The 22,564-nt window shown below is 57.4% G+C and carries 18 protein-coding genes; 3 read left to right on the plus strand and 15 right to left on the minus strand.

What is annotated here, in order from left to right:
• Positions 1-67: 67 nt before the first annotated feature.
• The 9 genes from HW273_RS09610 to HW273_RS09650 all read right to left on the minus strand — a co-directional run bounded on the left by HW273_RS09610 (position 68) and on the right by HW273_RS09650 (position 10,648).
• On the minus strand, positions 68-883 hold the full coding sequence (locus HW273_RS09610) for a glycosyltransferase (protein ID WP_179011882.1): 816 nt from the start codon (positions 881-883) through the stop codon (positions 68-70).
• A gap of 84 nt (positions 884-967) precedes the next feature.
• The gene (locus tag HW273_RS09615) at positions 968-2,416 is read right to left on the minus strand and encodes a hypothetical protein (protein WP_179011884.1); all 1,449 of its coding nucleotides are present in this window, start codon (positions 2,414-2,416) and stop codon (positions 968-970) included.
• A 177-nt stretch (positions 2,417-2,593) separates the two neighbouring features.
• Positions 2,594-3,694: a CobW family GTP-binding protein gene (locus tag HW273_RS09620; protein WP_179011886.1), complete on the minus strand. Its 1,101-nt coding sequence runs from the start codon at positions 3,692-3,694 to the stop codon at positions 2,594-2,596.
• A gap of 269 nt (positions 3,695-3,963) precedes the next feature.
• Positions 3,964-4,797 (minus strand): SDR family oxidoreductase, encoded by an 834-nt coding sequence (locus HW273_RS09625; protein WP_179011889.1) that lies wholly within the window; start codon positions 4,795-4,797, stop codon positions 3,964-3,966.
• Between the two features lie 32 nt (positions 4,798-4,829).
• Positions 4,830-5,846 carry an SPL family radical SAM protein gene (locus HW273_RS09630; protein WP_179011891.1) on the minus strand — a complete coding sequence of 339 codons (1,017 nt, stop codon included), beginning with the start codon at positions 5,844-5,846 and terminating at the stop codon, positions 4,830-4,832.
• Positions 5,819-6,703: a hypothetical protein gene (locus HW273_RS09635; protein ID WP_179011893.1), complete on the minus strand. Its 885-nt coding sequence runs from the start codon at positions 6,701-6,703 to the stop codon at positions 5,819-5,821. The genes HW273_RS09630 and HW273_RS09635 overlap by 28 nt, the downstream gene beginning before the upstream one ends.
• Positions 6,704-6,711: 8 nt before the next feature.
• Positions 6,712-8,787, minus strand: a complete 2,076-nt coding sequence (gene ppk1 / locus HW273_RS09640; RefSeq protein WP_179011894.1) for a polyphosphate kinase 1 — start codon at positions 8,785-8,787, stop codon at positions 6,712-6,714.
• Positions 8,788-8,961: 174 nt separating this feature from the next.
• Positions 8,962-9,216 (minus strand): aldo/keto reductase, encoded by a 255-nt coding sequence (locus HW273_RS09645; protein WP_179011896.1) that lies wholly within the window; start codon positions 9,214-9,216, stop codon positions 8,962-8,964.
• A gap of 94 nt (positions 9,217-9,310) precedes the next feature.
• Positions 9,311-10,648 carry a M18 family aminopeptidase gene (locus HW273_RS09650; protein WP_243206786.1) on the minus strand — a complete coding sequence of 446 codons (1,338 nt, stop codon included), beginning with the start codon at positions 10,646-10,648 and terminating at the stop codon, positions 9,311-9,313.
• Between the two features lie 207 nt (positions 10,649-10,855).
• Here HW273_RS09650 and HW273_RS09655 point away from each other — a divergent pair, with 207 nt between their 5' ends.
• Positions 10,856-11,983, plus strand: a complete 1,128-nt coding sequence (locus tag HW273_RS09655) for a GGDEF domain-containing protein (protein WP_179011898.1) — start codon at positions 10,856-10,858, stop codon at positions 11,981-11,983.
• A gap of 75 nt (positions 11,984-12,058) precedes the next feature.
• Here HW273_RS09655 and selD read toward each other — a convergent pair whose 3' ends face one another.
• Positions 12,059-13,105 (minus strand): selenide, water dikinase SelD, encoded by a 1,047-nt coding sequence (gene selD / locus HW273_RS09660; protein ID WP_179011899.1) that lies wholly within the window; start codon positions 13,103-13,105, stop codon positions 12,059-12,061.
• 47 nt (positions 13,106-13,152) lie between these two features.
• The gene (gene yqeB / locus HW273_RS09665) at positions 13,153-13,944 is read right to left on the minus strand and encodes a selenium-dependent molybdenum cofactor biosynthesis protein YqeB (protein ID WP_179011901.1); all 792 of its coding nucleotides are present in this window, start codon (positions 13,942-13,944) and stop codon (positions 13,153-13,155) included.
• A 187-nt stretch (positions 13,945-14,131) separates the two neighbouring features.
• Between yqeB and yqeC the strand changes: the two genes are divergently transcribed.
• Positions 14,132-14,845: a selenium cofactor biosynthesis protein YqeC gene (gene yqeC / locus HW273_RS09670; protein ID WP_179011902.1), complete on the plus strand. Its 714-nt coding sequence runs from the start codon at positions 14,132-14,134 to the stop codon at positions 14,843-14,845.
• A 40-nt stretch (positions 14,846-14,885) separates the two neighbouring features.
• Here yqeC and HW273_RS09675 read toward each other — a convergent pair whose 3' ends face one another.
• From HW273_RS09675 to HW273_RS09685, 3 genes are all read right to left on the minus strand, one after another.
• Positions 14,886-15,650: a nucleotidyltransferase family protein gene (locus HW273_RS09675; RefSeq protein ID WP_243206787.1), complete on the minus strand. Its 765-nt coding sequence runs from the start codon at positions 15,648-15,650 to the stop codon at positions 14,886-14,888.
• Between the two features lie 65 nt (positions 15,651-15,715).
• The gene (locus tag HW273_RS09680; RefSeq protein ID WP_179011904.1) at positions 15,716-16,984 is read right to left on the minus strand and encodes an amidohydrolase family protein; all 1,269 of its coding nucleotides are present in this window, start codon (positions 16,982-16,984) and stop codon (positions 15,716-15,718) included.
• A gap of 160 nt (positions 16,985-17,144) precedes the next feature.
• Positions 17,145-18,503 (minus strand): NCS2 family permease, encoded by a 1,359-nt coding sequence (locus HW273_RS09685; protein WP_179011905.1) that lies wholly within the window; start codon positions 18,501-18,503, stop codon positions 17,145-17,147.
• A gap of 327 nt (positions 18,504-18,830) precedes the next feature.
• On the opposite strand from HW273_RS09685, the gene ade reads away from it, so the two are divergent.
• Positions 18,831-20,537 carry an adenine deaminase gene (ade, locus tag HW273_RS09690; protein WP_179011906.1) on the plus strand — a complete coding sequence of 569 codons (1,707 nt, stop codon included), beginning with the start codon at positions 18,831-18,833 and terminating at the stop codon, positions 20,535-20,537.
• Between the two features lie 120 nt (positions 20,538-20,657).
• Here ade and HW273_RS09695 read toward each other — a convergent pair whose 3' ends face one another.
• Positions 20,658-22,415 carry a potassium/proton antiporter gene (locus HW273_RS09695; protein WP_179011908.1) on the minus strand — a complete coding sequence of 586 codons (1,758 nt, stop codon included), beginning with the start codon at positions 22,413-22,415 and terminating at the stop codon, positions 20,658-20,660.
• Positions 22,416-22,564: the final 149 nt, after the last annotated feature.

Below are 22,564 nucleotides of genomic sequence, written 5' to 3' on the forward strand. Positions count from 1 at the left end.
ACGTTTTATGAATGCATTCAAAAAACGGCATTCCCCGGAAGACCGCTCCGGCATCCCGATCCGTTCCTCATTTCCCCTCTCTCAGTCCGGAATACAGATATGCTCTGATAAAGCCGGGGGAAAGTGTCATCGCAAAGGTCAGAGCGATGCCAAGCATGCACTCCGCTTTGTTGGTGCAGCCCAACGCATGCTGCTCTCTTCGCAGTCCCAGATATCTGCAGAAATAGCCCCATCCTCCGCGCCGGGCCGAGAAATTGCCTCCCATGCGGGCATAGACCAGAACCTCATCCATGTTGCATAGTTTATAGCCTCCTGCCAGCATCCTGATCCACAGATCATAATCCTCCAGTCCCCGCACATCCCGATAGCCTCCGCACTGCATGACATCCCGCTTCCGAAATACGACCGTCATGTGGTTTATCGGATTTCTGTATTTGCCATACTGATACAGGCTTTCGTGCGATACGGGCATACGCTTCAGCCTGTTTTTTTTCGGATCCGATACGAATTCCCGAATATTGCCGCCACATGCGCTGACTTCCGGATGCAGGCGTATGTATTCCCACTGTAACCGCATTCGCTCGGGAACCATGATATCATCGCTGTCCATCCGGGCAACCCATGCATTCCTGCAATGCTTCATCCCCTCGCCAAGGGCAATGCCCAGCCCCTGATTCGCGCTCAGCTTCACTGTCTTTACCGGATAAGCCGACAGCACATCCACAAGGGCCTCCGGCAAGGGACCATCCTCTACGAGAACGACCTCGTCCGCAGGAAGCGTCTGACGATAGATGCTCTCCAGTGCCTGACGTAGATACGCAGGGCTTTCCCCCTCATATACGCTCATCAGGACAGATATCGGTGCGGTTTCCTCTTTCCTCATTTCCTGCCACTCCTAAGGCAAATCGCCGGCGGACGTCTCGAGTCCTCCCTGCCGTTTAAAGAGTCCTCCTCTGCCGGAGTCCCCTTACAACAGCATGATCCCGCAGATTTCCTTTTGCAGGAGACGAAGCTTCTCGCATTCCCGCTGAAGCTTCTCGAAGGGGAGCTTCCCCTTTTCCTCCACCAGCACGACCCTTCTATAGTCTCTTAATCGCTCCACTGCAGCCGTGCTGTACAGAATATTGCCGGTGAAGCCGAGCTTCTCTCCCTCCCAGCCTGCATTTATCTTTTCATACACATCCTTTACCAGCGCTTCGTCTGTTCCCAGCAGCAGGATACCGGACGCCTCTGCCTCCGGGCTGATTTCCAGAAGCGATCGAAGATTCTCCGCTGCGAAGCCGCAGGTCTCCTCCTCCGTGCGCTGCCGCGCCTCATCTCCGGAAAGTGCAGCATTGATCCGGTTCAGGATGCCCTGCGCCGGATAACGGCGCTTCGACCCCAGTACCACGATCCCCAGCCTGCGCATAACCTCTCCCTCCTCCACGAGCGGGTTCGTGAGCAGGAAACGGAGCGCACGATATCCTGCCGCAAGGAAAGCCCCCAGCAGGAATCCAAGCAGCCCGAATTTCAGCGAAGACTTCCCGACAGCTGTCAATGTCACGAACTTCTCCGGCGCCTGCAGCGCATCATACTGCCGCCGGAGCTCCACGATCTGCGTCTGAAGCTCGTAAATACCTGTTTCGACCTGCATCTGCTTCTGCCGGATGCTTTCCTTCCGTTCCGACAGCGATGCCTGCACAGGCAGCACATCCTCCGAATCTGCATCCCAGGATCTGAATACCTCCGCACTCAGACAGCTGATCTCATGCGCCGCCACAACCTCTGCGATCGGCGCCTTCCTCTCATCCAGAAATTGCTCCGCAGCCTGCATGATCTCCGTGACCAGCTTCTCCTCCCCGCCGAAGATAGAGAGCCGCAGGAGCCCATACTGCTCGTCCGCATCGCTCTCAATCAGCTCCTGCAGATACTTCTCCGGAATCTTTGCAGAAACCCTCTCATGGACATACCTGTAGAATTCTCCGCTTGCCAGAAGGGACTGATAGCTCTTCAGGACGCTTGCTGTCCTGTCCGGATTCTGAAAGGTCTTATCCGGATCGATCTGATAATTGGTCGTCACGAACCATGAAAGCCGCGCCTCATAGAAATCGTCCGCATTCAGCCTCATCAGCGGCGACTCCTCCCGATACTCCGTCCTCTGCCGCAGCTGCTCCTTCAGATTTTCTATCTGGGAAAGATAGCTCTCCCTCTGGAGCTCGTACAGCTCGGCATCCGTACCCTCGGATTTCAGTTTGGTCTGCACCATGCCCTGCAGGCTGCGGTACGCTGAAAAGCTCTTCACAAATTTATATCCGCCCAGCAAAAGCAGGCAGAGCAGACCCGCGAGCAGGATGCGCCACGCCCCCTCTATGCAGTAGATCAGCATCTGCTTGATATCGATTTCGACTTCTTCCGTATAGCCCTGTCTCGTTTCCACTTTCTCTCCCAGCTTCTATTTTGGCAGCAGCCCAGACATAACGGCCTGTTTGACAAGCTTTTATTCGTAATCCGCTGAAATGCCACTTCAAATTCATAGCAATCATTTTTGTTTCAGTAAATTGCGAATGGCTTAGCTATGCTGCCAGCTATTTTAAACTATTAAGCAAACCCGGCCTCAGTTCAAGCAGGCATCGAGCTGCCGGACGATCTCATCCCTTCGGTAGCCCTTCCCGATCAGAACAATCTGATTGACCCGGTCGCCGTAGACCTCGTCCCAGTCCTCCCGGATGTCCGGAAAGTCCTGCTCCATCGCCGCGAGCTCCTCCTCCGACCAGGCGGAAACCCATTCCGAAAGCTCGGTAACCGAAGCGTTGCGTCCCGCCTGCTCGAACAGCTGGATATGCCGGTCATCATCGGCGAACCAGATATAGCCCTTGGAACGGATCAGCGTTTCCGGATATTCCGAGACGAAGCGGTTGAAGCGCTCCCGGTTGAACGGAGCCCTCTCCTCATACACGAAGGAAGTGATCCCATACTCATCCATGCATGCCGTCTCTTCGGAATCCGAGGCATTCAGCGCCCGCTGCACCGTACTCGACGCCATGACCTCCTCAAAGTCGAAGTCCTCCCGATCCAATATCCGATCCAGCTCGAGCTCCCCCTGTATGCAGGGAATGATCTCCGCCCCGCGCTGAATGTTCCGGAGCGCGTCCCTGACCTCCTGCAGCTGCTCCTCTGTGAGGAGATCCGTCTTGTTCAGGAGCAGGAGGTTACAGAACTCGATCTGATCCATCACCAGATTGATGACGTCTCCCTCCTCATTCTCCTCCTCCGATGCCAGATCATGCAGAAACTCCCTGTAGATCCGATCCGCGTCCACGACGGAAACCACTGTTTTCAAATAAACCCGGCTCTCCTCCATTTCCTCCTCATAACCCACGAAGGCACCGGCAATGGAGGAGGGCTCGCTGATCCCCGAGGCCTCCACGAAGATCGCCTCTATGTTCTGATCCTGCGAGAGACGCTCGATCTCCGCCATGAATTCCTCCCGCAGCGTACAGCAGATACAGCCGTTCTGCATCTCCACCATTTCCACCTGTACGAGCCGGTTCCCGCTCTTACTGAGGAGAGATGCGTCGATGTTGATGCTTCCCATGTCATTCACGATCAACGCTACCCTCCGCTTCTCCTGCCGGAGGATATGCTGCATCAGCGTGGTTTTCCCCGACCCCAGATACCCCGTCACCAGCACTACCGGTACTTCTCTCTTTGACATTGCGCGCTTTCCCTCCTGTATCCCATGATGTGCTGTCTCAGCTTCTCTTCCCTCTTCGCAGCATCTGCTCCGCCCCATAGAAGGTAAAGCCTCGCAGAATCAGCTTCTTTTATCTTTTTCCTTATAAAAGCGCGCTTTTAAGCGGGCATTTGCGTAGTATTATAAAACCCGTGTTTCATATAGTCAATTAAGAAAGCAGCCTGTCCTGTCGAAGTGCTTCGCCGCAAAATATAACGGTTCAGACAAGCAGATCTTTATGCCTGCATTTTTCATTCGGCGGCAGTGCTCTTTTCCTTTCCTCTCCGCTCGATCCGGTTTTTCTGCGGACGAAGCACCAGCTCCGAAACCAGCAGTCCCGGACGGCGAGACACGGCATATGCCACGGCATCGGCGACCTCCTCCGGCAGCAGATGCTCCTCCGGGGCGCTCCCCGGGCGGAAGTCCGCATTGCGATAGAGCTCCGTCTCTGTCAGATCCGGCAGGATGCTGACGACCCGGACGCCATGCTTTCGCAGCTCCTCAAAGAGGCTCCGGCTGAAGCTGAGCAGTCCCGCCTTGCTCGCAGCATATACCGCTGCATGCGGACTGCTGTGCATCGCCGTCACGGAGGAGATGTTGACGATGCAGCCCTGCCTCTCCCGGATTCCCCGGAGGAAGAACTGCGTGAGCAGCATCGGTGTCTCCAGATTGGTTCTAAGCATCTCCCGGATCTGTGCCGCTGTCTGCATCTCATGCAGCCCATAGTAGGCGGCTCCGGCATTGTTCACGAGCAGACGGAGCCGCCCTGTCCTGCGAATCGGCTCCAGCAGCGCGGGCAGCCGCTCGGAATCCAGCAGGTCGCAGCGGATCGGATGGAATACGGAGCCGGCATACAGCCATGCTTCTGTTTGTGGTATTCCTGTCCCCATACGCTCTGTTCCCGCTGCTCCCGGCGTTTTCCTGTTCGCCGCCTCCCATTCCCCGAAGTCTCTGCCGATCCCGTAGACCTCGTAGCCCAGCTCCATGAGACGCCGCGAAACCGCCCTTCCGATACCGGAGGAAGCGCCGCTCACCAACGCGAGCGCCCGTTCCTCTCCCCTCTTTTTCTCATCCTGCCTTCCCATATCGCATGCCCTGCCTTTCTATGCAGCTCCCCTCATTCCCTCCAGCGGAAGATCCGCTCCTCCGGGAGCCTCTCCCGCAGCAGTCCGAAAAGGAAGCCCTCCATCTCCTCGGTCAGCGCCGCACTGTAATGGCAGACGCCATGGTCATTCTCATACGGATACTGCACTACCGCCGAACGGGGGAAGGCACGCCGTATATTCCTGAGATAGCTCTCGGAGATACGGAAGGAGCCGATACTCACATCCCGAAGCTGCTCCGTCGGGAGTGCACGGAAGACCTCCCGCAGCAGCGCCTCATACTGCGCCCGCCAGTCCGGACAGTAAATCATCGGGTCGAAGCAGAGCCGTACCGGCATCCCCAATGCAAGCCCCGCGCGGGCGCTCCGGAGCCGGGTCCGGAGCGTCCCCGTACGATGCTCATACTCCCGGATGATGTACTCCGGAGAAAGGGTGAAGGCGGTAATCAGACGCTCCCTGCCGTCTCCCGTCTCTCCAAACACAGCGCGCAACTCCTTCCAGTACGAAAGCGCACCAGACTTCGTGCGAAGCTCCACGGTGAGGCCCGGCTCTGTCTTCACCAGCTCCGCCCACAGCCTCGCATAGGGAAAGATTTCATGCAGTGCGAGCAAATCTGTATCATAGGAAACGGAGAGGTAAACCGGATGTGCCCGAAGCAGCACCCGAAGCTCCTGAAATATTTCCTCGATATTCAGAAAAAGCAGGAGATTGCCGGATGGGTACATCCCCTTCAGGTAGCAATATTCACAGTCGAAGAAACAGTTTACCGCACAGGAGGTATAGTAGAAATGCTGATTCCCGAAGCTCTGGCAGACCGGCGCGCCCGGATAGACCAGCTTCCCATGCTTCTCCGCGAGAATCAGGTTCTGGTATCTGTGCTGCAGCGCGATGTCCTGTCCGTGCCGGTTGAAGACATCCTTATAATGCCCAATCGGAATCACCGCCGCATTCGGAAAATGCGAGAGAATCTGCAGAGCCCGCCCGCTCCCGAGCAGGCGTTCCTCTATATAGATGTGTGAAAATGCTTCCATAGCTCCTCCAGCAGCTTCTGCCCCTGCCGTTTATCCCGGCAGGGCAGCCGCCCCTCCTCGTACCAGCGCTCCGTGAGCTCCTGCCACGGAGCACTGACAAGCTGCAAATAGCAGAGCCGCTGCCGGAGCTGCCACTCCAGCGTCCGCGACAGGCGAAGATCCTGCACGAGTCTTTCCGTGCAGCACTTCTCCTCGTTTGTAAAAAGCGCCGTCTCCTCCGAAAGCGATTCTGAAAGATGAAGCAGCCGATCGACCTCCGTAAGGAGCACGTCCGCATTCCGCGTGGCAAGCTCCCGGAGCCGCTCCGGGCTCAGGCTGTCGCTCTCCCCGAAGTCTGTCAGCAGCCGGAGAAAGTGCAGCCGCTCCGGTCCCAGAAAGAGGTTTCCTGCCTCATAGACGCCCGCAGCCTCCATCTCGTAGACCTCGCAGCCGGAAAGTGCGGCAGATGCACGCTCTTCCTCTGTCCGGATCAGTCTGCTGCCGGAAAGACAGCGCGCCTCTGGAAACACAGAACGTTCCAAAAGATCCGGATAAAATATCCGCCCGCTGTCCCGGTTCCGGATAGAGCAAAGCCGGAGATACTGTCCAAGCTCCGGAGCCGCTTCCCGCTCCCCGATCCACGCGCAGCTTCCGAGGGAGAGGAGGATATCCCCCCTCCTCCGGCTTTCCCTCGAAAGAACGGCAGCGACACCTGCCGCTGCCGGAATCTCTCCCACGCCCGTGAGCGTGAGCAGCAGCATTTCTTTCTCATCGATGAATTGCTGGAAGCGCCCGCTCCCCTCCCTTCGCTTCAGAATCATTTCCCGGATCAGGGGCTGTGCCTCCGCATGCAGCGCTGAAAAAACAAACAGCATCATGCCTCCCTCTACTTGGATTCCGCGCTTCCGTATGCCTCCTGGTAGAGGATTTCCTGCGAATTCACACGATTTCCCTCCGCATGCAGCGCGCGGTCATAGTACATGCCGTCCTCCGCGAGCTCCTTTCCCTTCTCGTCGTCCCGCATTTCCAGTTCGAAGATATGGCGGATTCGCTCTTTCAGCCGCTCCTCCAGAATCGGCGCGGCGACCTCGACCCTCCGGAGCGTATTCCTCGTCATGAAATCCGCGGAGGAAATGTAGATCTTTTCCTCCGTACCGATGCCGAAGCGGTAGATCCGCGCATGCTCGAGATATCGTCCCACGATACTCACGATCCGGATATGCTCCGTCTCCCCCGGGATGCCCGGGATCAGACAGCAGATCCCCCGAACGATCATCTCGATCCGGACACCTGCCCTCGATGCCTCCGCCAGTTTCTGAATGATCGCCTTGTCCGTGAGTGAATTGATCTTGATGCCGATATAAGCAGGCCTGCCCGCCGCCGCCTTCCGGATTTCCCTCTCGATCAGCTCGAGAATCCGATTCTGCAGACAGTTCGGCGCAACCAGCAGGAGGCCGACGTCCCGCACTGTTTCCCCCAGCATCAGACAACGGAAAACCTCCGCCGCATCTCTGCCGATCTCCTGATTTGCAGTCATCAGACAGAGATCCGTATACAGCAGCGCCGTCTTCTCATTGTAGTTGCCGGTTCCGATCTGGGTAATGTAGCGCAGTATCCCCTTCTCGCCCCGCTTCGTGATCAGGCAGAGCTTCGAATGCACCTTGTACTCCCCGAGCCCATAGATGATCTGACAGCCGCTGTCCTCCAACCGACGCGACATATCTATATTATTCGCCTCGTCGAAGCGCGCCCGAAGCTCGACCAGCACGAGCACCTGCTTGCCATTCTCCGCCGCGTCGCAGAGCACGTCCACGATCTGGCTGTGATTCGCCACCCGGTAAAGCGTGATCTTGATGGACTCCACCTGCGGATCCTCCGCTGCATCCTTCAGCAGCGTGAGGAAGCCTCTCATGCTCTCATAGGGGTAGGAGAGGAGCACATCCTGCCGCTCCACCTGTGAAAGCACCGACTCGCTTCGATTCAGCATCGCACTGTAGCGCGGGGAGCGTTTCTGATAGAACAGCGCCGGTCTCTCCCTGAGGTAGCTCTGAAGCTGAAATACAAAGGAAAGCTCCAGCGGCGTCTCCGAGCGGATGATATGGCTCTCCGGGATATCCAGATATTCCGCGATCTTCTTCCTGACCGCCTTGTTCATATCGCGGGACAGCTCCAAACGCACAGGGTTCAGACGACTTCTTTTTTTCAGAAGCTGCTCCATGATCCCGCGGTAGTCCAGATCCTCGTCGTAGATATCATTGGCATCGATATCCGCATTCCTTGTCACCCGCACGATAGACTTCTCCAGGATCTGATACTGCGGATAAAGCTTCGAAACGAAGTGCAGGATCAGCTCCTCCGAAAGCATCAGATAACCGCGCCGCCCCGGAATCTCGATCAGCCGTTTGAAAACCGGATTGGAGCAGGGCACCACACCGATCTTCCTGTTTCCGCTCTTCGTCCCGAGCAGAACCACCGCGTAAAGCTCACGGTTTTGCAGGAAAGGAAAGGGCTGCTGCCTCCCGACAAGCATCGGGGAGAGATAGGGGCGAATCGCCCGGTCGAAATACTGCTCGAGCTGCACCTGCTCCGTCTTCGACAGCTTCTGGAAATTGATGAGGTGCAGGTGCTCCGGCTCCAGCTCTCCCATCAGCTGCTCATAGATCAGCCGCTTCTTCTTTTCCAGCCGCTTCACCTGTTTGACGATGCGCTTCACCTGCTCCGCCGCCGTGAGTCCCGTCTTGTTCTCCCGTACCTTCTCCCGCGACTGCATCTGCACCATCAGCGTCCCGACGCGAACCATGAAGAACTCGTCCAGATTGGTCTGGTAGATCGAAGCGAAGCTCAGTCTCTCCCCGAGCGGCACCCTGGGGTTCCCCGCCTCATTCAGTACACGCTCGTTGAACTGAAGCCATGACAGCTCCCGATTTTTAAAGTAGCTCTCCGTCTTTTCTCCCTTTCCCATCCCTGCCCCCGATCTGCGACTGTTTGCTTTACACTCTGCATTTTTCTAATCGAAGATCGGGGGAGCCTCGCGGCTTATCCCTGCGATGCCCCTCTGGCAAAGAGCTTTGCGCACTTCAGCGCAATCACCTGCGATCGCTTCCCCTCTGCCTCCCGATCTATGTTCGTTTCTCTCCTATGTCGGCATCGTTCCCGGCTCTTCCCGGAGGATCCGGTCAATGCGGGCAAGCTCCTCCGCCGTGAAATCCATTCCTTCCAGTGCACCGGCATTCTCCCGAAGCTGTGATGTGCTGCTCGCACCAATCAGCGCACTCGTCACCCCAGAGCCGCGAAGCACCCAGGCAAGCGCCATCTGTGCGAGCGGACTGTAGGCAATGCAGCCCACGCCCTTCTCGAGGAGAAGCTGCTGAAGTCCCTGCTCCGTCCGCATCTCCGATACTGCATCCTCTCATATCTATCGTCTCTCGCCTGATACATCCTGCCTCCTTCGCCGGGATATCCTCCGTTTCTCTGCATGCCGCTGCTCAGGGGCGCAGCCGGTAGCTGCCATCGCCTCTTCCCTCAATATCCGAGGAGAAGAGCTCCTTCGCCGCCCGGACCAGATACTCCGTATCCTTCGCGCCTGCCGTCTCATAGGGAGAATGCATTGCAAGCTGCGGCAGTCCGATGTCTACGGTATTGAGGGCGACCTGCGTATTGGAAATATTGCCGAGCGTGGAACCGCCGAGCATATCCGAGCGGTTCGTGAAGCTCTGCACCGGCACGCCGGCACGCCGGCAGAGGCTTCGGAAGATCGCGCCGGATACCGCGTCTGTCGTATACTTCTGGTTCGCACTGTATTTGATAACGATGCCCTCATTCAGATATGGGCGGTTCGTCGGATCTGACTTGTCGGTGTGATTCGGGTGCACCGCGTGCGCATTGTCAGCGGAAGCCAGAAAGCTCGAGCAGAGTGCGCGGAGATAGTCCTCCTCCCCGCCGCCCAGAGAAAACTGTATTCTCCGCAGCGTGTCGCGGAGGAAGCTGCCTGCCGCCCCCTGCTTCGTGCCGCTGCCGACCTCCTCATTGTCCAGTACAATATGCACCGCCGCACTCTCCCGTGGCTCCGAAAGCAGAAGTCCCTGCAGAGAGGCGAAGGCACACTGGAGATCGTCCAGCCTGCCGCTGCCGATGAACTCCCCGTGCAGTCCGAAGCGGCTCGCCCTCATCCTGTTATAGAGGAAAAGGTCAGTATCCAGCACCTGCTCAGGCGCTGCATTCGCCGCCTCTGCGACGAGCTTCAGGAACTCTCCCTTCGGCACGCCCGAGCCGAAGAGCGGAAGCATATCCGTCTGCGCATTGTAGACATAGCCATCATTCACCTGCCGGTTCATATGGATCGCAAGGTTCGGGATCAACAGCAGATCCCGGTCAATGTTGATGAGCCGGCTCTCTATGCCCGTCTCCGTCTCCACCACAACGCGTCCCGCCACAGAGAGCGGCCGATCCAGCCACGGCGCGCAAAGCATCCCGCCATACTTCTCCACATTCAGCTTTACATATTTCTTGTCGATCTCGATCTCCGCGTTCGTCTTAATTTTAAATACCGGAGAGTCCGCATGGCTCGCCATCATCTGGAAGCCTCTAAGACGGCTCTTCGGGAGACGGAAGGCGATCAGTGCCGAGTCGTTCCGCGTCACGAAGTAGCTGCCGCCTGCGCCGAGCTCCCATTCCGCTCCCTCGTAGAGCCGCGTGAAGCCCGCATCCGTAAGCTCCTCTGCCATATTATGAACTGCCCAAAACGCATTCGGGCTCCGATCCAGAAAATTCATCAGTTTTTCATTGATATCCATCGCGTCTGTCCTCTCCTTTGTTTCTCCCATCAAGCTGCACTCGTGCTTGACGGGGGACTTATGCAGTAAATCTTATCACTTCCACGGGAGCTTCGCAATATTCCTATACTTTTCCGCCAAAAGTGCAGAAAAAAAACGCCGTCCCCTTAATTTTCTCCTCTTCCTGCCGAATAATAATTATATCAAAAAACTTATAATGCAATTTATTTTTAAAATAACGTGCAGAAAGGCTTTTCTATGCTTACTTTACCCGGCTGGGCATTCCTAAACTCCTATAATATAATCGTGCTCGCCCTTCTTCTGTATTTTAATGAGTGGAACCGGCAGAAAACACGGCAGATCCTCTCCTTTCGCAGGCTGCTCCATGCTCTGCTCCTGACGATGCTCGGAGACAGCCTTTCCCGGCTGCCGAACGACCTTCCGCAGTTCATCCTTTCCGCACATATCAGCAACTTCATGGTCTATGCTCTGGATCCGATCTGTTACTGCTGCATCATCGCCTATATCGAGGCCTGCGCCAATCTGGAGAGGCCGAGCTTCTTCACTCGCTTCCTCTGGCGTCCGCTCGCTGCTGTCAACCTCCTGCTGCTTCTGTTCAACGTGCTTTTTCATGTGCCGCTCTTCTACTATCTGAAGGGCAGCAGCTACCACAGAGGGATACTCTACACCCACCGCGCTGTCGTCATGCTTTCGCTCTGCATCGCGATGGAGGGCTTCATCTTCGTGCACAGGAAGGATTTCCAGAAGTCCTATTTCCTTCCTCTCGCCCTCTTCCCCCTGCTTAGCCTCTTTTTCGGCATCCTGCAGGTGATTTTCCTCGGCGCATCCTTCCAGTACATGGGGCTCACACTTTCCTGTCTCCTGCTCTTCATCTATATCCAGAACCGGGACATCAATGAGGATTATCTCACCGGTGTTCTGAACCGCCGCGGGTTCTACAGCACGCTGGACTATGCAATCAAGGACAGACGCAGCCGCATTCTCGCTGTCATTATGTTGGATCTCGACAAGTTCAAGCTCATCAACGACCGCTTCGGGCATCAGGCAGGGGATCAGGCGCTGATCGATCTCTCCCTGATTCTGCGCGCCTGTTTCCGGCGCACTGATACCATCGGCCGCTTCGGCGGAGATGAGTTCTGCGTCCTTGTTCCGCTGAAGGAGACGACCGAGCTGGAGGCTATTCTGCAGCGGCTTCGGGAAGGCGTCGCACAGTTTAATGAAGCCCGTTCCCGTCCCTACCTCCTCGAGATCAGTCTGGGTGCCGCCGTTTACAGCCCGGCACGCTGGCACGACGTGGACAGCTTCCTCGGCCATGTCGATGCACTGCTCTATGAGGAGAAGGAGAGGCATCATGCTCTGCCGTAAAAGCAAATGGAACCTGCACAAACAGAGAGGGCGCGCTGAATCCCTGCGATTCGGAGCGCCCTCTCTCTGCTCTTTTTAATGAAGGAATATCCGTTTCCCGCCGCGATAGGTTCTGACCTCTCCGACCGGGAAGGCTGCGGGCACGCCCGGAGCCTCCCGAAGCGCCGCCAGCAGCTCCTCCGCCCTCTCCGGTGCGGCCGCAATCATCAGCCCGCCCGAGGTCTGCGGATCATAGAGGAGATCCTGCAGGGACAGCCTGAGCTCCCCCGCCTCTACCCTGCATTCGGCGAAATGCCGGTTCCGGTAAACGCCCGCCGGCAGCACGCCCATCCGTGCATAGCTCTCCGCCTCGGGCAGGAAGCGGAGCCCGGAGGTATCGACATGGATCTCCGTATCCGAGCCCTCCGCCATCTCGAGCAGATGCCCGAGCAGTGCGAAGCCGGTCACATCCGTGCAGGCATGCACCGGATAGCGTACCATGATATCCCGGGCATATTTGTTCAGCGTCATCATCAGCTCCTCCACAGGTCGGATCTCTTCGCTGTTCAAAAGTCCGCCCTTCGCGGCGGTCGTCAGCACGCCGATCCCGATCGGCTTCGTGTAGAGGAGAATATCGCCTGCCTTCGCACCGGCATTGGTCAGCATTTTCTCCGGATCCACGAAGCCCGTCACCGCCATTCCGTACTTCGGCTCCCGATCATAGATGCTGTGTCCGCCGGTAATGATGGCCCCCGCCTCATAAACCTTGTCATAGCCGCCCCGCAGGATCTCCTGCACCTGCTCCTTCGGCATATCCTCGGGAACCATCATCACGTTCAGCGCCGTCTTCGGCTCGCCGCCCATCGCATAGACGTCCGATAGGGCATTTGCCGCCGCGATCGCTCCGAAGGTATAAGGATCATCCGCGATCGGCGGAAAGAAGTCCACGGTCTGCACGATCGCCAGCGTCTCCGAGATCTTATATACCGAGGCATCGTCGCTGCGCTCAAAGCCCACCAGCAGGTTGGGATCTTCCCGTACCTTGAGATTTCCCAGCAGCTTCGCCAGCTCTCCGGCTCCCACCTTCGCGCCGCAGCCGGAGCATTCCGTGAGCTTCGTCAGTTTGATATTTTCCTTTGCCATCCCTTCTCCTGCCTTTCTTTTCTCGATCTGCTGCCTCTTAGGGAAACTCAGGGGGACGTAAAGTGCAGCATCGCTTCCAGTACGCCGCCGCCGATCGCCAGCGCCTTGTCCGATGCCTCGCGGAAGTTCACGCCCTCCCCTCTCGGATCCACGTCGCCGCTCTTCATCCCCTTCGTCACCGCTACACCGTCCTGCAGAAGCCCGCGAACCATACCGTCGATCTCCGTCCGCATCGGGATGCCGTCCACCATCCCGCAGATATCCCCGCTATGCACCAGCGTCCCGATTTCCAGCGTCGGATGGAAGGTGCCGTCCGCCGGCGCGCGCATCACACGCTCTCTCGAGAAGCCTCCGATATTCCCCGGAACGCCGGTATTCTCGATCGCGGAGCCCTGATAGAGCACCCTGCCGAGGCTGTGCCCCCGCTTCGTCTCCACGACGGCGTGGCAGTCCTCCCCCGCGGTGAAGCCCGGCCCGATCCCGATAACGAGCGGCGCATCCGTAATCTCTGTCCCCAGATTTCGCTTCGCAATGATGGCATCCACCAGCATGGCGGGCTGCATTGTGCGGATACTCTCCTTCGTCGGATCGGCAAGCACCGCGATGTCTCCCTCTGAGAGAATCCGCTCCGCCTCCGCGATATCCCTCGCATATCTGCCGCGAATCCCCTCTATCGTCATCTCTCCGAGCCGGATCGCCTCCGAGAAGGCGACCGTCCGCCGCACGGCAGTCGGTATCGGCAGATCCGCCATGACGATCCTCTGCCTCGCACGATACAGCCGCACGGCGATCCCGCTGGCGAGATCGCCCGCCCCGCGGATATAAACCAGATTTTCCATTTACTCCTCCCGTTTCCCCTGCGCCGTATACAATCAATCCCTCTTCCGCAAACGTTCAGGTCAGACATTTATAATTTTACCAAGCTGTACACAGCATACTACAAACAGCTCCGGATTTGTAGTATGCTTTCCCTGTCAGGCACTGCGCCGTCGGTTTCCATCCTGATTTTATATGGAGCTTCCTTATATGAACACAGAAATCACAAACGCTTCCTTCTCTTCCGCCCTGCAGATCCGAAAGGGCATCAGCGCGGTCATCGGCAGCGGCGGGAAAACCAGCCTGCTGCGGGCGCTCTCTCTCGAGCTGTCCCGAGAGCACACGGTTATCCTCGCCACGAGCACGCATTTTCTGCCCTTCCCGCACTGCCCCCTCCTCCTCTCCGAGGAGCCGGAGCCGGAAATGCTCCGGGCGCGGCTCGCCGACTCCCCCGCGGGAATCCTGTGTGTCGCGCGTCATGCGGAAAATGGTAAGCTTCGCTCCCCTGCGCTCCCCTTCTCTGTCCTCGCGGAGCTCGCTGACTATGTACTCGTCGAAGCGGACGGCTCGAAGCGGCTGCCGCTCAAGGCGCACGCCGCACATGAGCCGGTCATCCCTGAGGGAAGCAGACAGTGCATCTGCGTTGTCGGCGCGAGCGGCTTCTACCGTAAAATAGGAGAGGTCGTTCATCGACCGGAGCACTTCCTCTCCCTCGCAAGAAAACGCTTCCCGGAGCTTACGATAGACAGTCCTGCCGAGCCGAAGCACGCCGCCTATGTTCTCACGAGAGAGGGACTTGCGGATCGGGTTCTTCTGAACCAGATGGAGCTTTGGGGAGAGCGCGTCGGCGAAATCCTCCGGGAATTCGCCGCACACTGTCCGCTCCCGCTGACCGCCGCCTCTCTCCTGCACGAAGCGCTGTAAAATGGCAGATGCACTGCCGAAGCTGCAAGCCGGAGTGCCCTCAGTAGCGCCGCAGCAGCTTCTCCAGCCGCTCCTGCGCCTCCTCCGTGTCCACATCCCAGAGCTCGAACTCCCGATCCGCACTGACCAGACAGATATCCGCCGCAGGAATCATCCCGTTTTTCAGGAGGACGCCGCCGCCGTGATCTCCGGTCAGATTTCGCAGATTTTCGAAATATTTCTCCGGAAAAATCACCGGATTGCCTGCTTCCCCATTGAAGCTGAGACGATAGACCCTGTCCGGGTTCTGCCGGAAGGCACGCACGAGTCGGAGGATCGACGCCTCAGAGAGCATCGGCTGATCCCCGGTCAAAAACATGCAGCCGTCCCAGCCCGCGCTTTCCGGCGCGCTCAGTCCGTGACGAACCGTGTCGCTCTGATCCGGGTCACTGTGAAAAATGCAGCGGAAGCCATACGCCGCCGCGAGACTCCGCACCTCCGGGAAACGTGTCACGACAATCGGCGTATCCAATGTCAGCCTTCGGTCACCGTACTGCTCCCTGCGGTCGCTCGGAAGCTCCTCTGATACGATCTCACTGAGGGAGCCGCGGCGATTCTGCACTGCCACCGCACCGGAGAGCTCCCGCAGGACATAGGAAATCATCGGCTTCTCAGCGAGCCGGTCCAGAAGCTTATTCCTGCCGAAGCGCCGGCTCCAGCCGGATGCCATTACGATCATCCCGAGACGAAGTGCCGGCTCTCCCGGCACAGCTTCCCGCATGCGGGTATGCTTCCCCTCCCGGTCGCTCTTCCCCTCTTCCCTCATCCCATCACCTCTCCTGTCTCCCTGTGCCCGTCATTTTCTTTTCTCCGCATAAGGCTGCCGGAGGCTCAGCCGAAAAGCTTCCTCCCCTGTACATACTTCGCAGAAATCCCGCCATTCTCCTCCGCCAGATAGAAGAACTGCTCCAGCCGCTCCAGCGGGCTCTGCGTCCTGACGCTCCGCTTCTTCTCCCGCAGCACGAGGAAGTCCGCCTCGTACCCGGCTTCCAGCCTCCCGACCTCTCCGAAGAAGCGTCCGCCACCCCGGGTCGCGAGGTAGAATGCTTCGGGGAAGCTGAGCGGAGACAGGCTCTGATCCTGTATCCTCCAGCGAAGCTTCGATACCGCAATCGCATCCGCCGCCGCGCGGAACATAGACAGATTGGCGCCGCCCGCGACATCCGTCCCCAGTCCCACATTGAGTCCCTGCGAAAGATAGCGCCGGATCGGCGCGATGCCGGAGGCAAGGTTCGTATTGGACTGCGGACAATGCGCAATAAAGGCGTCCGTTCGCTTCAAAAGCGCGATTTCCTCCTCCGAAGAATGCACGCAATGCGCCATGACCGCGCCCCGCAGCAGTCCGAAGCGGTCATAGGTGTCCCCATAGCAGCCGGACCAGGGGCAGAGCTCCCGCACCCAGGCAATCTCGGAAACATTTTCGGAGAGATGAGACTGTACCGGAAGGGAAAGCTCCCCGCGGAGCTTCCCCAGCCCCTTCATCAGCGCATCCGTACAGCTCGGCGTGAAGCGCGGCGTCAGGATCGGCAGCGTGCGCCGGAAGCGCCCCTCGATAGACCGGAGCCACGCTCTCGTGCTCTCCAGCGACTCCTCTGCCGAGCGCTCACACAGATAGTCCGGGCTGTTTCGATCCATATTAACCTTGCCGACATAGGTGCAGAGTCCGCTCTCCTCCAGCTTCTCCATCAGAAGCGTCGTTGCCTCCCGGTGGATCGTCGCGAAGATCACGGCACGGGTCGTCCCGGAATATTTCAGATCCTCTGAAAACGCCGTATAGCCCCTTTCCGCATAATCCATATCCCGGTACTTCGACTCCTCCGGAAAGGTATTGGTATTCAGCCAGTCCAGAAGCTCCATATCCATATTCGTCCCGCGGAAGCTGTACTGCGGCGCGTGCAGGTGCAGATCCGTCATTCCCGGGATAATCATGGCATCTCCATAGTCCGTGCAGGGAAGCCCCTGATACTGCTCCGGAAGATACGAAAAAATCCCGCTGACCTTCCCATCCTCTGCCAGAAGATACGCATTCTCCCATACCGCAATCTCCTTCTCCGTCCTGCTGCTGTAGATGTTTCCCTTTACGACAAAGCGATTCTCCATATCTGTCCTCCGTTTTGTTTCTCTGAAAGCCCGGGGCTTTATGAATATCATTTTCGCACGGCTGCTCCCGCATCGCGATGACACGCGCCGTGCATAAATCAGTACTCCCTTTAACGGAAAAGAGCGACTCCTGAGGAGCCGCTCTCTGAAAGCCTTCCGATCACAGAAGGAAATACTTCAAGATGAAGATCACGGTCAGGATATACATCAGCGTCGTAACCTTCTTGCCCTCGCCCATAATCAGATGAAGCAGCGTATAGCTGATGATACCGAACGCGATACCCTCAGAGATAGAATACATGAATGCCATTGCTCCGATGCAGATGAACGCCGGAATCGCCGTCAGCATATCGCTCCAGTCGATCTTCGCCACCTGCTGCATCATGAAGAAGCCTACGATAATGAGCGCCGGTGCCGTCGCAAAGGACGGAATCGCAAGGAAGATCGGAGAGAAGAACAGCGCCAGCACGAAGAGGGCGCCGGCTACCACTGCGGTGAGACCGGTGCGTCCGCCCTCCGCGATACCGGAGGAGGACTCTACGAAGGTCGTAATCGTCGAGGTACCGAGACAGGCGCCTGCCGTCGTACCGATCGCGTCCGCAAGGAGCGCACCGCGGATGCCCGGGAGCTTGCCGTCCTTATCCAGCAGACCTGCCTTCGAAGCACAGCCGATCAGGGTTCCCAGCGTATCGAAAATGTCCACGAAGAGGAAAGCGAATATAACTACCAGGAAATTCAGCGAAAACACATTACTGAAATCCAGCTGCAGCAGCGTCGGCGCGATGGGTGCCGGAGCGGAAACGATCCCGCTCGGGATCAGGCTGTAGAAGCCCGCCTCCGGATTCGGCACATAAAGCCCGAAGAGCTGACAGAGAATGCCAAGCAGCCAGGTCACGAGAATACCGATCAGGATATTGCCCTTAATGTTCTTCAGCACCAGAATCGCAGTGATCAGGATACCGATCATGGCAAGCAGCACCGTGATCCCCTCAGACTGGAAGGTACCTGCCGCGAGAGAGCCCTTGAAGGAGAACATCGTCACCAGCGTCGCACCATCCACTACAATGTGGGCGTTCTGCAGGCCGATAAACGCAATGAAAAGCCCGATGCCTACGGAAACCGCAATTTTCAGCGGCACCGGAATCGCGTTGAAGATCGCCTCACGCACATTGGTTACCGAGAGAACGATGAAGATCAGTCCCTCGAAGAAAACGGCTGTCAGCGCGGTCTGCCAGCTGTAGCCCATGCCCATAACCACAGTATAGGTGAAGTATGCATTCAGTCCCATGCCCGCAGAAAGCACGAACGGCATATTGGCGAGAATCGCCATCGCAAAGGACGCGAGTGCCGAGGCGAGTGCCGTCGCCGTAAATACTGCGCCGGAATCCATTCCGGTCGCCCCGAGGATGTTCGGGTTTACCGCCAGGATGTAAGCCATCGTCATAAAGGTCGTGATCCCTGCAATGACTTCTGTTCTCACATCAGTTCCATGTTCTTTGAGCTTAAAGAACTTCTCCATTTGTCGTCCCCCTTTTTTTTGAACGATAGATGCCGGATTGCATCAACCTATGTAAACGGCAATGACTTCACGACTGTTCTGCCGTAACATACTTATCATCGGATCCATTTTATTTTCAATCCGTTTCTAAGTTTCAGCTTTATCATACAACATAACGTTCTCAATAGCTAGACCTAAAAAATAATTTTTTGCCAAAATTTAAAATGTAAGTTTTTTCTTAAAAAAACAATTCCCATTTTTTCTCTTTTATGAGATAATAATCTAAATAATTATTCGTATGAAGTCTGTTCATTTAAAAATCTAAATTTTTTTTAGGAGGTATGCATTATGAAATATCAGGACTATAAACGGCTTTCCCCGTACACGCTCGGGAAGAAACGCGCGGAGCTGGTACTGAAAAATGCCCATGTCGTCAATGTCTTCACAGGTGAAATTCTGGACTGTGCGGTCGCGGTGCAGGACGGTGTCATCGTCGGCGTCGGCGACTATGAGGGAGAGCAGGAGCTGGATCTCGGGGGACAGTACCTGCTCCCGGGGCTAATCGACGCACATCTCCACCTCGAGTCCACGATGGTCAGCCCCAACGAGCTGGTCAGCACTGCGGCGCGCTTCGGCACGACGACCTTCGTCGTTGACCCGCACGAGGCGGCGAATGTCTCCGGCGCTGCCGGCATTGACTATATTCTGGATCAGACCGCCGCTTCTCCTGCAAATGTCTATGTGATGATGCCCTCCTGCGTCCCCGCGACGAAGGTGGACGACAACGGCGGTGCCTTCACCGCAGGAGACATGGAGCATTACCTCTCCAATCCGCGCATCCTCGGACTCGGCGAGGTCATGGACGACGACGCCGTCGTCCGCGGTGACCGGGAGATGTTCGAGAAGCTCGACCTCTTCCAAGACTATCCTCTGGACGGTCACGCCCCCTACCTGCCGCCGAAGTCGCTGAGCGCCTACTCCATGGCAGGCATCCGGACAGACCACGAGGCGACCAGCTTCGACTACGCACTGGAGGAGCTCCGAAACGGCATCCATGTGCATATCCGTGAGGGCAGCGCCGCGCGGAACGAAACGGCGATCGTCAGCGGCATCGTGAAGCACCATATCGATACGACGCACTTCTCCTTCTGTACGGACGACAAGCATATCGAGGATATCCTCCGCGAGGGGCACATCAATCACAATGTCCGGCTCGCCGTCTCTCTCGGCATGGAGCCGGTCGCCGCGATTCAGATGGCGACCATACACACGGCGCGGCACTACGGGCTCCGCACCCTCGGCGCAATCGCTGCGGGCTATCAGGCAGATCTCGTCGTCGTAGATAACCTCAGGGACTTCCGGGTTTCTCGGGTCTTTCATAAGGGCGTTCCGGTAAGCACAGACACGCCGAAGATCTACCCCTGCCCGAAGGCGCTGAAGCAGACCGTCCACCTGAAGGAGCTGCACGCTGCGGATTTCCTGCTCCCGATCCGGAAGAAGGAAAGTGCAGTCATCGGTCTCACACCGGGACAGATCACGACAGAACGACTCCTCGAGCAGTTCGAACAGACGGAGAACTTCGACTGCAGCACACACCCAGGCTTCCAGAAGATCGCCGCAGTGGAACGCCACAAAAACACCGGTCTGATCGGTGTCGGGATCTGCCGCGGCTACGGCATCCGCGGCGGCGCGATCGCCTCCTCCGTTTCCCACGACTCTCACAACATTATCGTGATCGGGGACAATGAGCGGGATATGGCACTCGCGGTCAACGAGATCACCCGGGTACAGGGCGGCTACACGGTTGTAGCGGACGGTGCGGTCTATGAGACGCTCCCGCTCCCGATCATGGGGCTGATGAGCGACGCCGGCTTCACCGCCGTAGAGGAAAAGCTGCAGAGAATGAAGAAGAAGGCGATGGAAATGGGTGTCACGCCCGGCATCGCCCCGTTCATCGCCCTTTCCTTCCTCGCGCTTCCGGTCATCCCGGAGCTTCGCATCACCCCGAGAGGACTCTGTGAGGTCACGGAAAAGGGCCCGAAGCTCTGCAAATAACCCGCGTAAAACAGGTAAGCTCCAGCAAAATAAAAGCCGCGTGCCTGCCCCCAATCAGAGATCGGGGGCAGGCACGTATTGACAAACCATGCTGCTTACCTTATTCACATCGCTTTTTGCTTATACCTCTTGCCCGGCAATTCCATCTACAGATCCTGTTTCAGTCCTACATCCTCCGGAGGCAGTGTGACGCTTCCGTTCTCCGGCACGAAGCATGGGATTCCGATGCAGCACCAGCACATCCCCCTCACGCAGCCTCGTCTGTCCGTCCGGGATGATGATCTCACTGCCTCGCTCTATCATGACCACCAGTCCGATATTTTTCTTGCCGCACTCCATCACCGTTCTTCCGTCCTGCTTCTTCCCTACAGTTTTCTCCGTCAGATGGACGCCCTCGATGTCCGATGCACTCTTCGCTGCAAGGGTGATCCGATCCCCCGGAAGGATCTGCGTATCTCCCTTTGGCACGATATTCTCATAAACCATATATCCCCGGTCCCGCAGGCTTCCCGCAATGCCTGCCCGCATTTTCTGCCGATCCAGCCGGAATTCTCTCTCCCTTTGCAGAAGCACCAGCAGCGTATCCGGCGGGAAGGAGAGCTCCCGAAGCGCCTTTCCCGCCCACTGGTGTCCCTCGGGAACCGTAAACTGGATGAACTGTACCGGCTTCTGCTCCGAATAGTCGTTGAAGGTTTTCAGCACATCCTCATCTGCACTGATCATATCCAGCCGCTCCGCCAGGAAGGGCAGTGCCGTCCCCTGTACCAGTATGGAAAAGAGCACCACAGTAAGCACCAGATGATAAATGTCGGTTCCCGATCCTTCTACTGCAAGGATCGCCATGATCGCAAACACAATGGACGCGGCACCCCGGAGCCCCGCGAAGGAAACCAGCAGAACCTGGTTCCACCGGGCTCCGAGGGGGCGGAGCAGTCCAAGCACGACCAGCGGGCGAACCAGAAAGCTCATTACCACAGCGATCACCACAGCAGGCAGCAGCACCGAGGGAATGCGGGAGGGCGTAGCGAGGAGCCCTAAGAGAAAAAAGAGAAACATCTGCATCATCCCCGTTATGCCGTCGAAGAAATTCACCAGCTCCTTCTTCCCCGGTATCTCGGCATTTCCCAGAATGATCCCCACGAGATAGGCGGAGAGATAGCCGTTTCCTCCGAAATAGGCGGGAAGCGCATAGGCAAGCAGAGCGATCGCCACCACTGCCACCGTCCCATAGCCTCCGGTCGCGAAGGGAAAGCGCTTCAGAAAGGCTATGGCAAGTGCCGCGATCAGGAGCCCGCAGCCCACGCCGAAGCTCAGCTGCTTCCACAAAAGCAGGGGGATGGAATCCCCCGACGTCCCGCTGATCACTCCGATCATAATCATGGTCAGCATATAAGCGGCAGGGTCATTGGAGCCGGACTCGATCTCCAGAAGGGACGCAGTGCCGTACCTGAGATTCAGCCGCTTGCTTCGCAGGATAGAGAATACGGACGCGGCATCTGTTGATCCCAGAATCGCGCCGATCAGGACGCTCTCCGCCAGCTGCCAGCCCAGCAGCAGATGTGTAAAAAGCCCCGTGAGAAGCGCCGTCAGGAGAACGCCCGCCGACGCAAGCAGGGACGCCTGCCCCGCTACCGGCCTCGCCAATTTCCAGTTGGTGCCGAAGCCTCCATAGAACATGATAAAAATGAGGGCAACGCCCGCTCCGATCTCCGCGAAGCGGTAGTTCTCGAAGTCGATCCGGAATATCCCGTCGATCCCGAAAAGCATGCCGATAAGCATGAAGGCAAGCAGAGCCGGTATACCGATGCGATCCGCAACCTTGTCGAAGAGAATGCAGGCAAGGATAACGATCGCGATAAATATCAGTAAAAACTCCATCTTTCCTCCTGTGAGCCTGTCTCTCTGTCTATCCCCGCACTCCGCGCTGCATCCAGCATTTCAGGCATCCCCTTGATTTATCGCAGCAATGCAAGAATGCCGGCTTTCAGGGAAGCGTCGATTTATTCACTACTCTTATGCCATGTACG

This window comes from Oribacterium sp. oral taxon 102 (assembly GCF_013394775.1).
GTDB lineage: Bacteria > Bacillota > Clostridia > Lachnospirales > Lachnospiraceae > Oribacterium.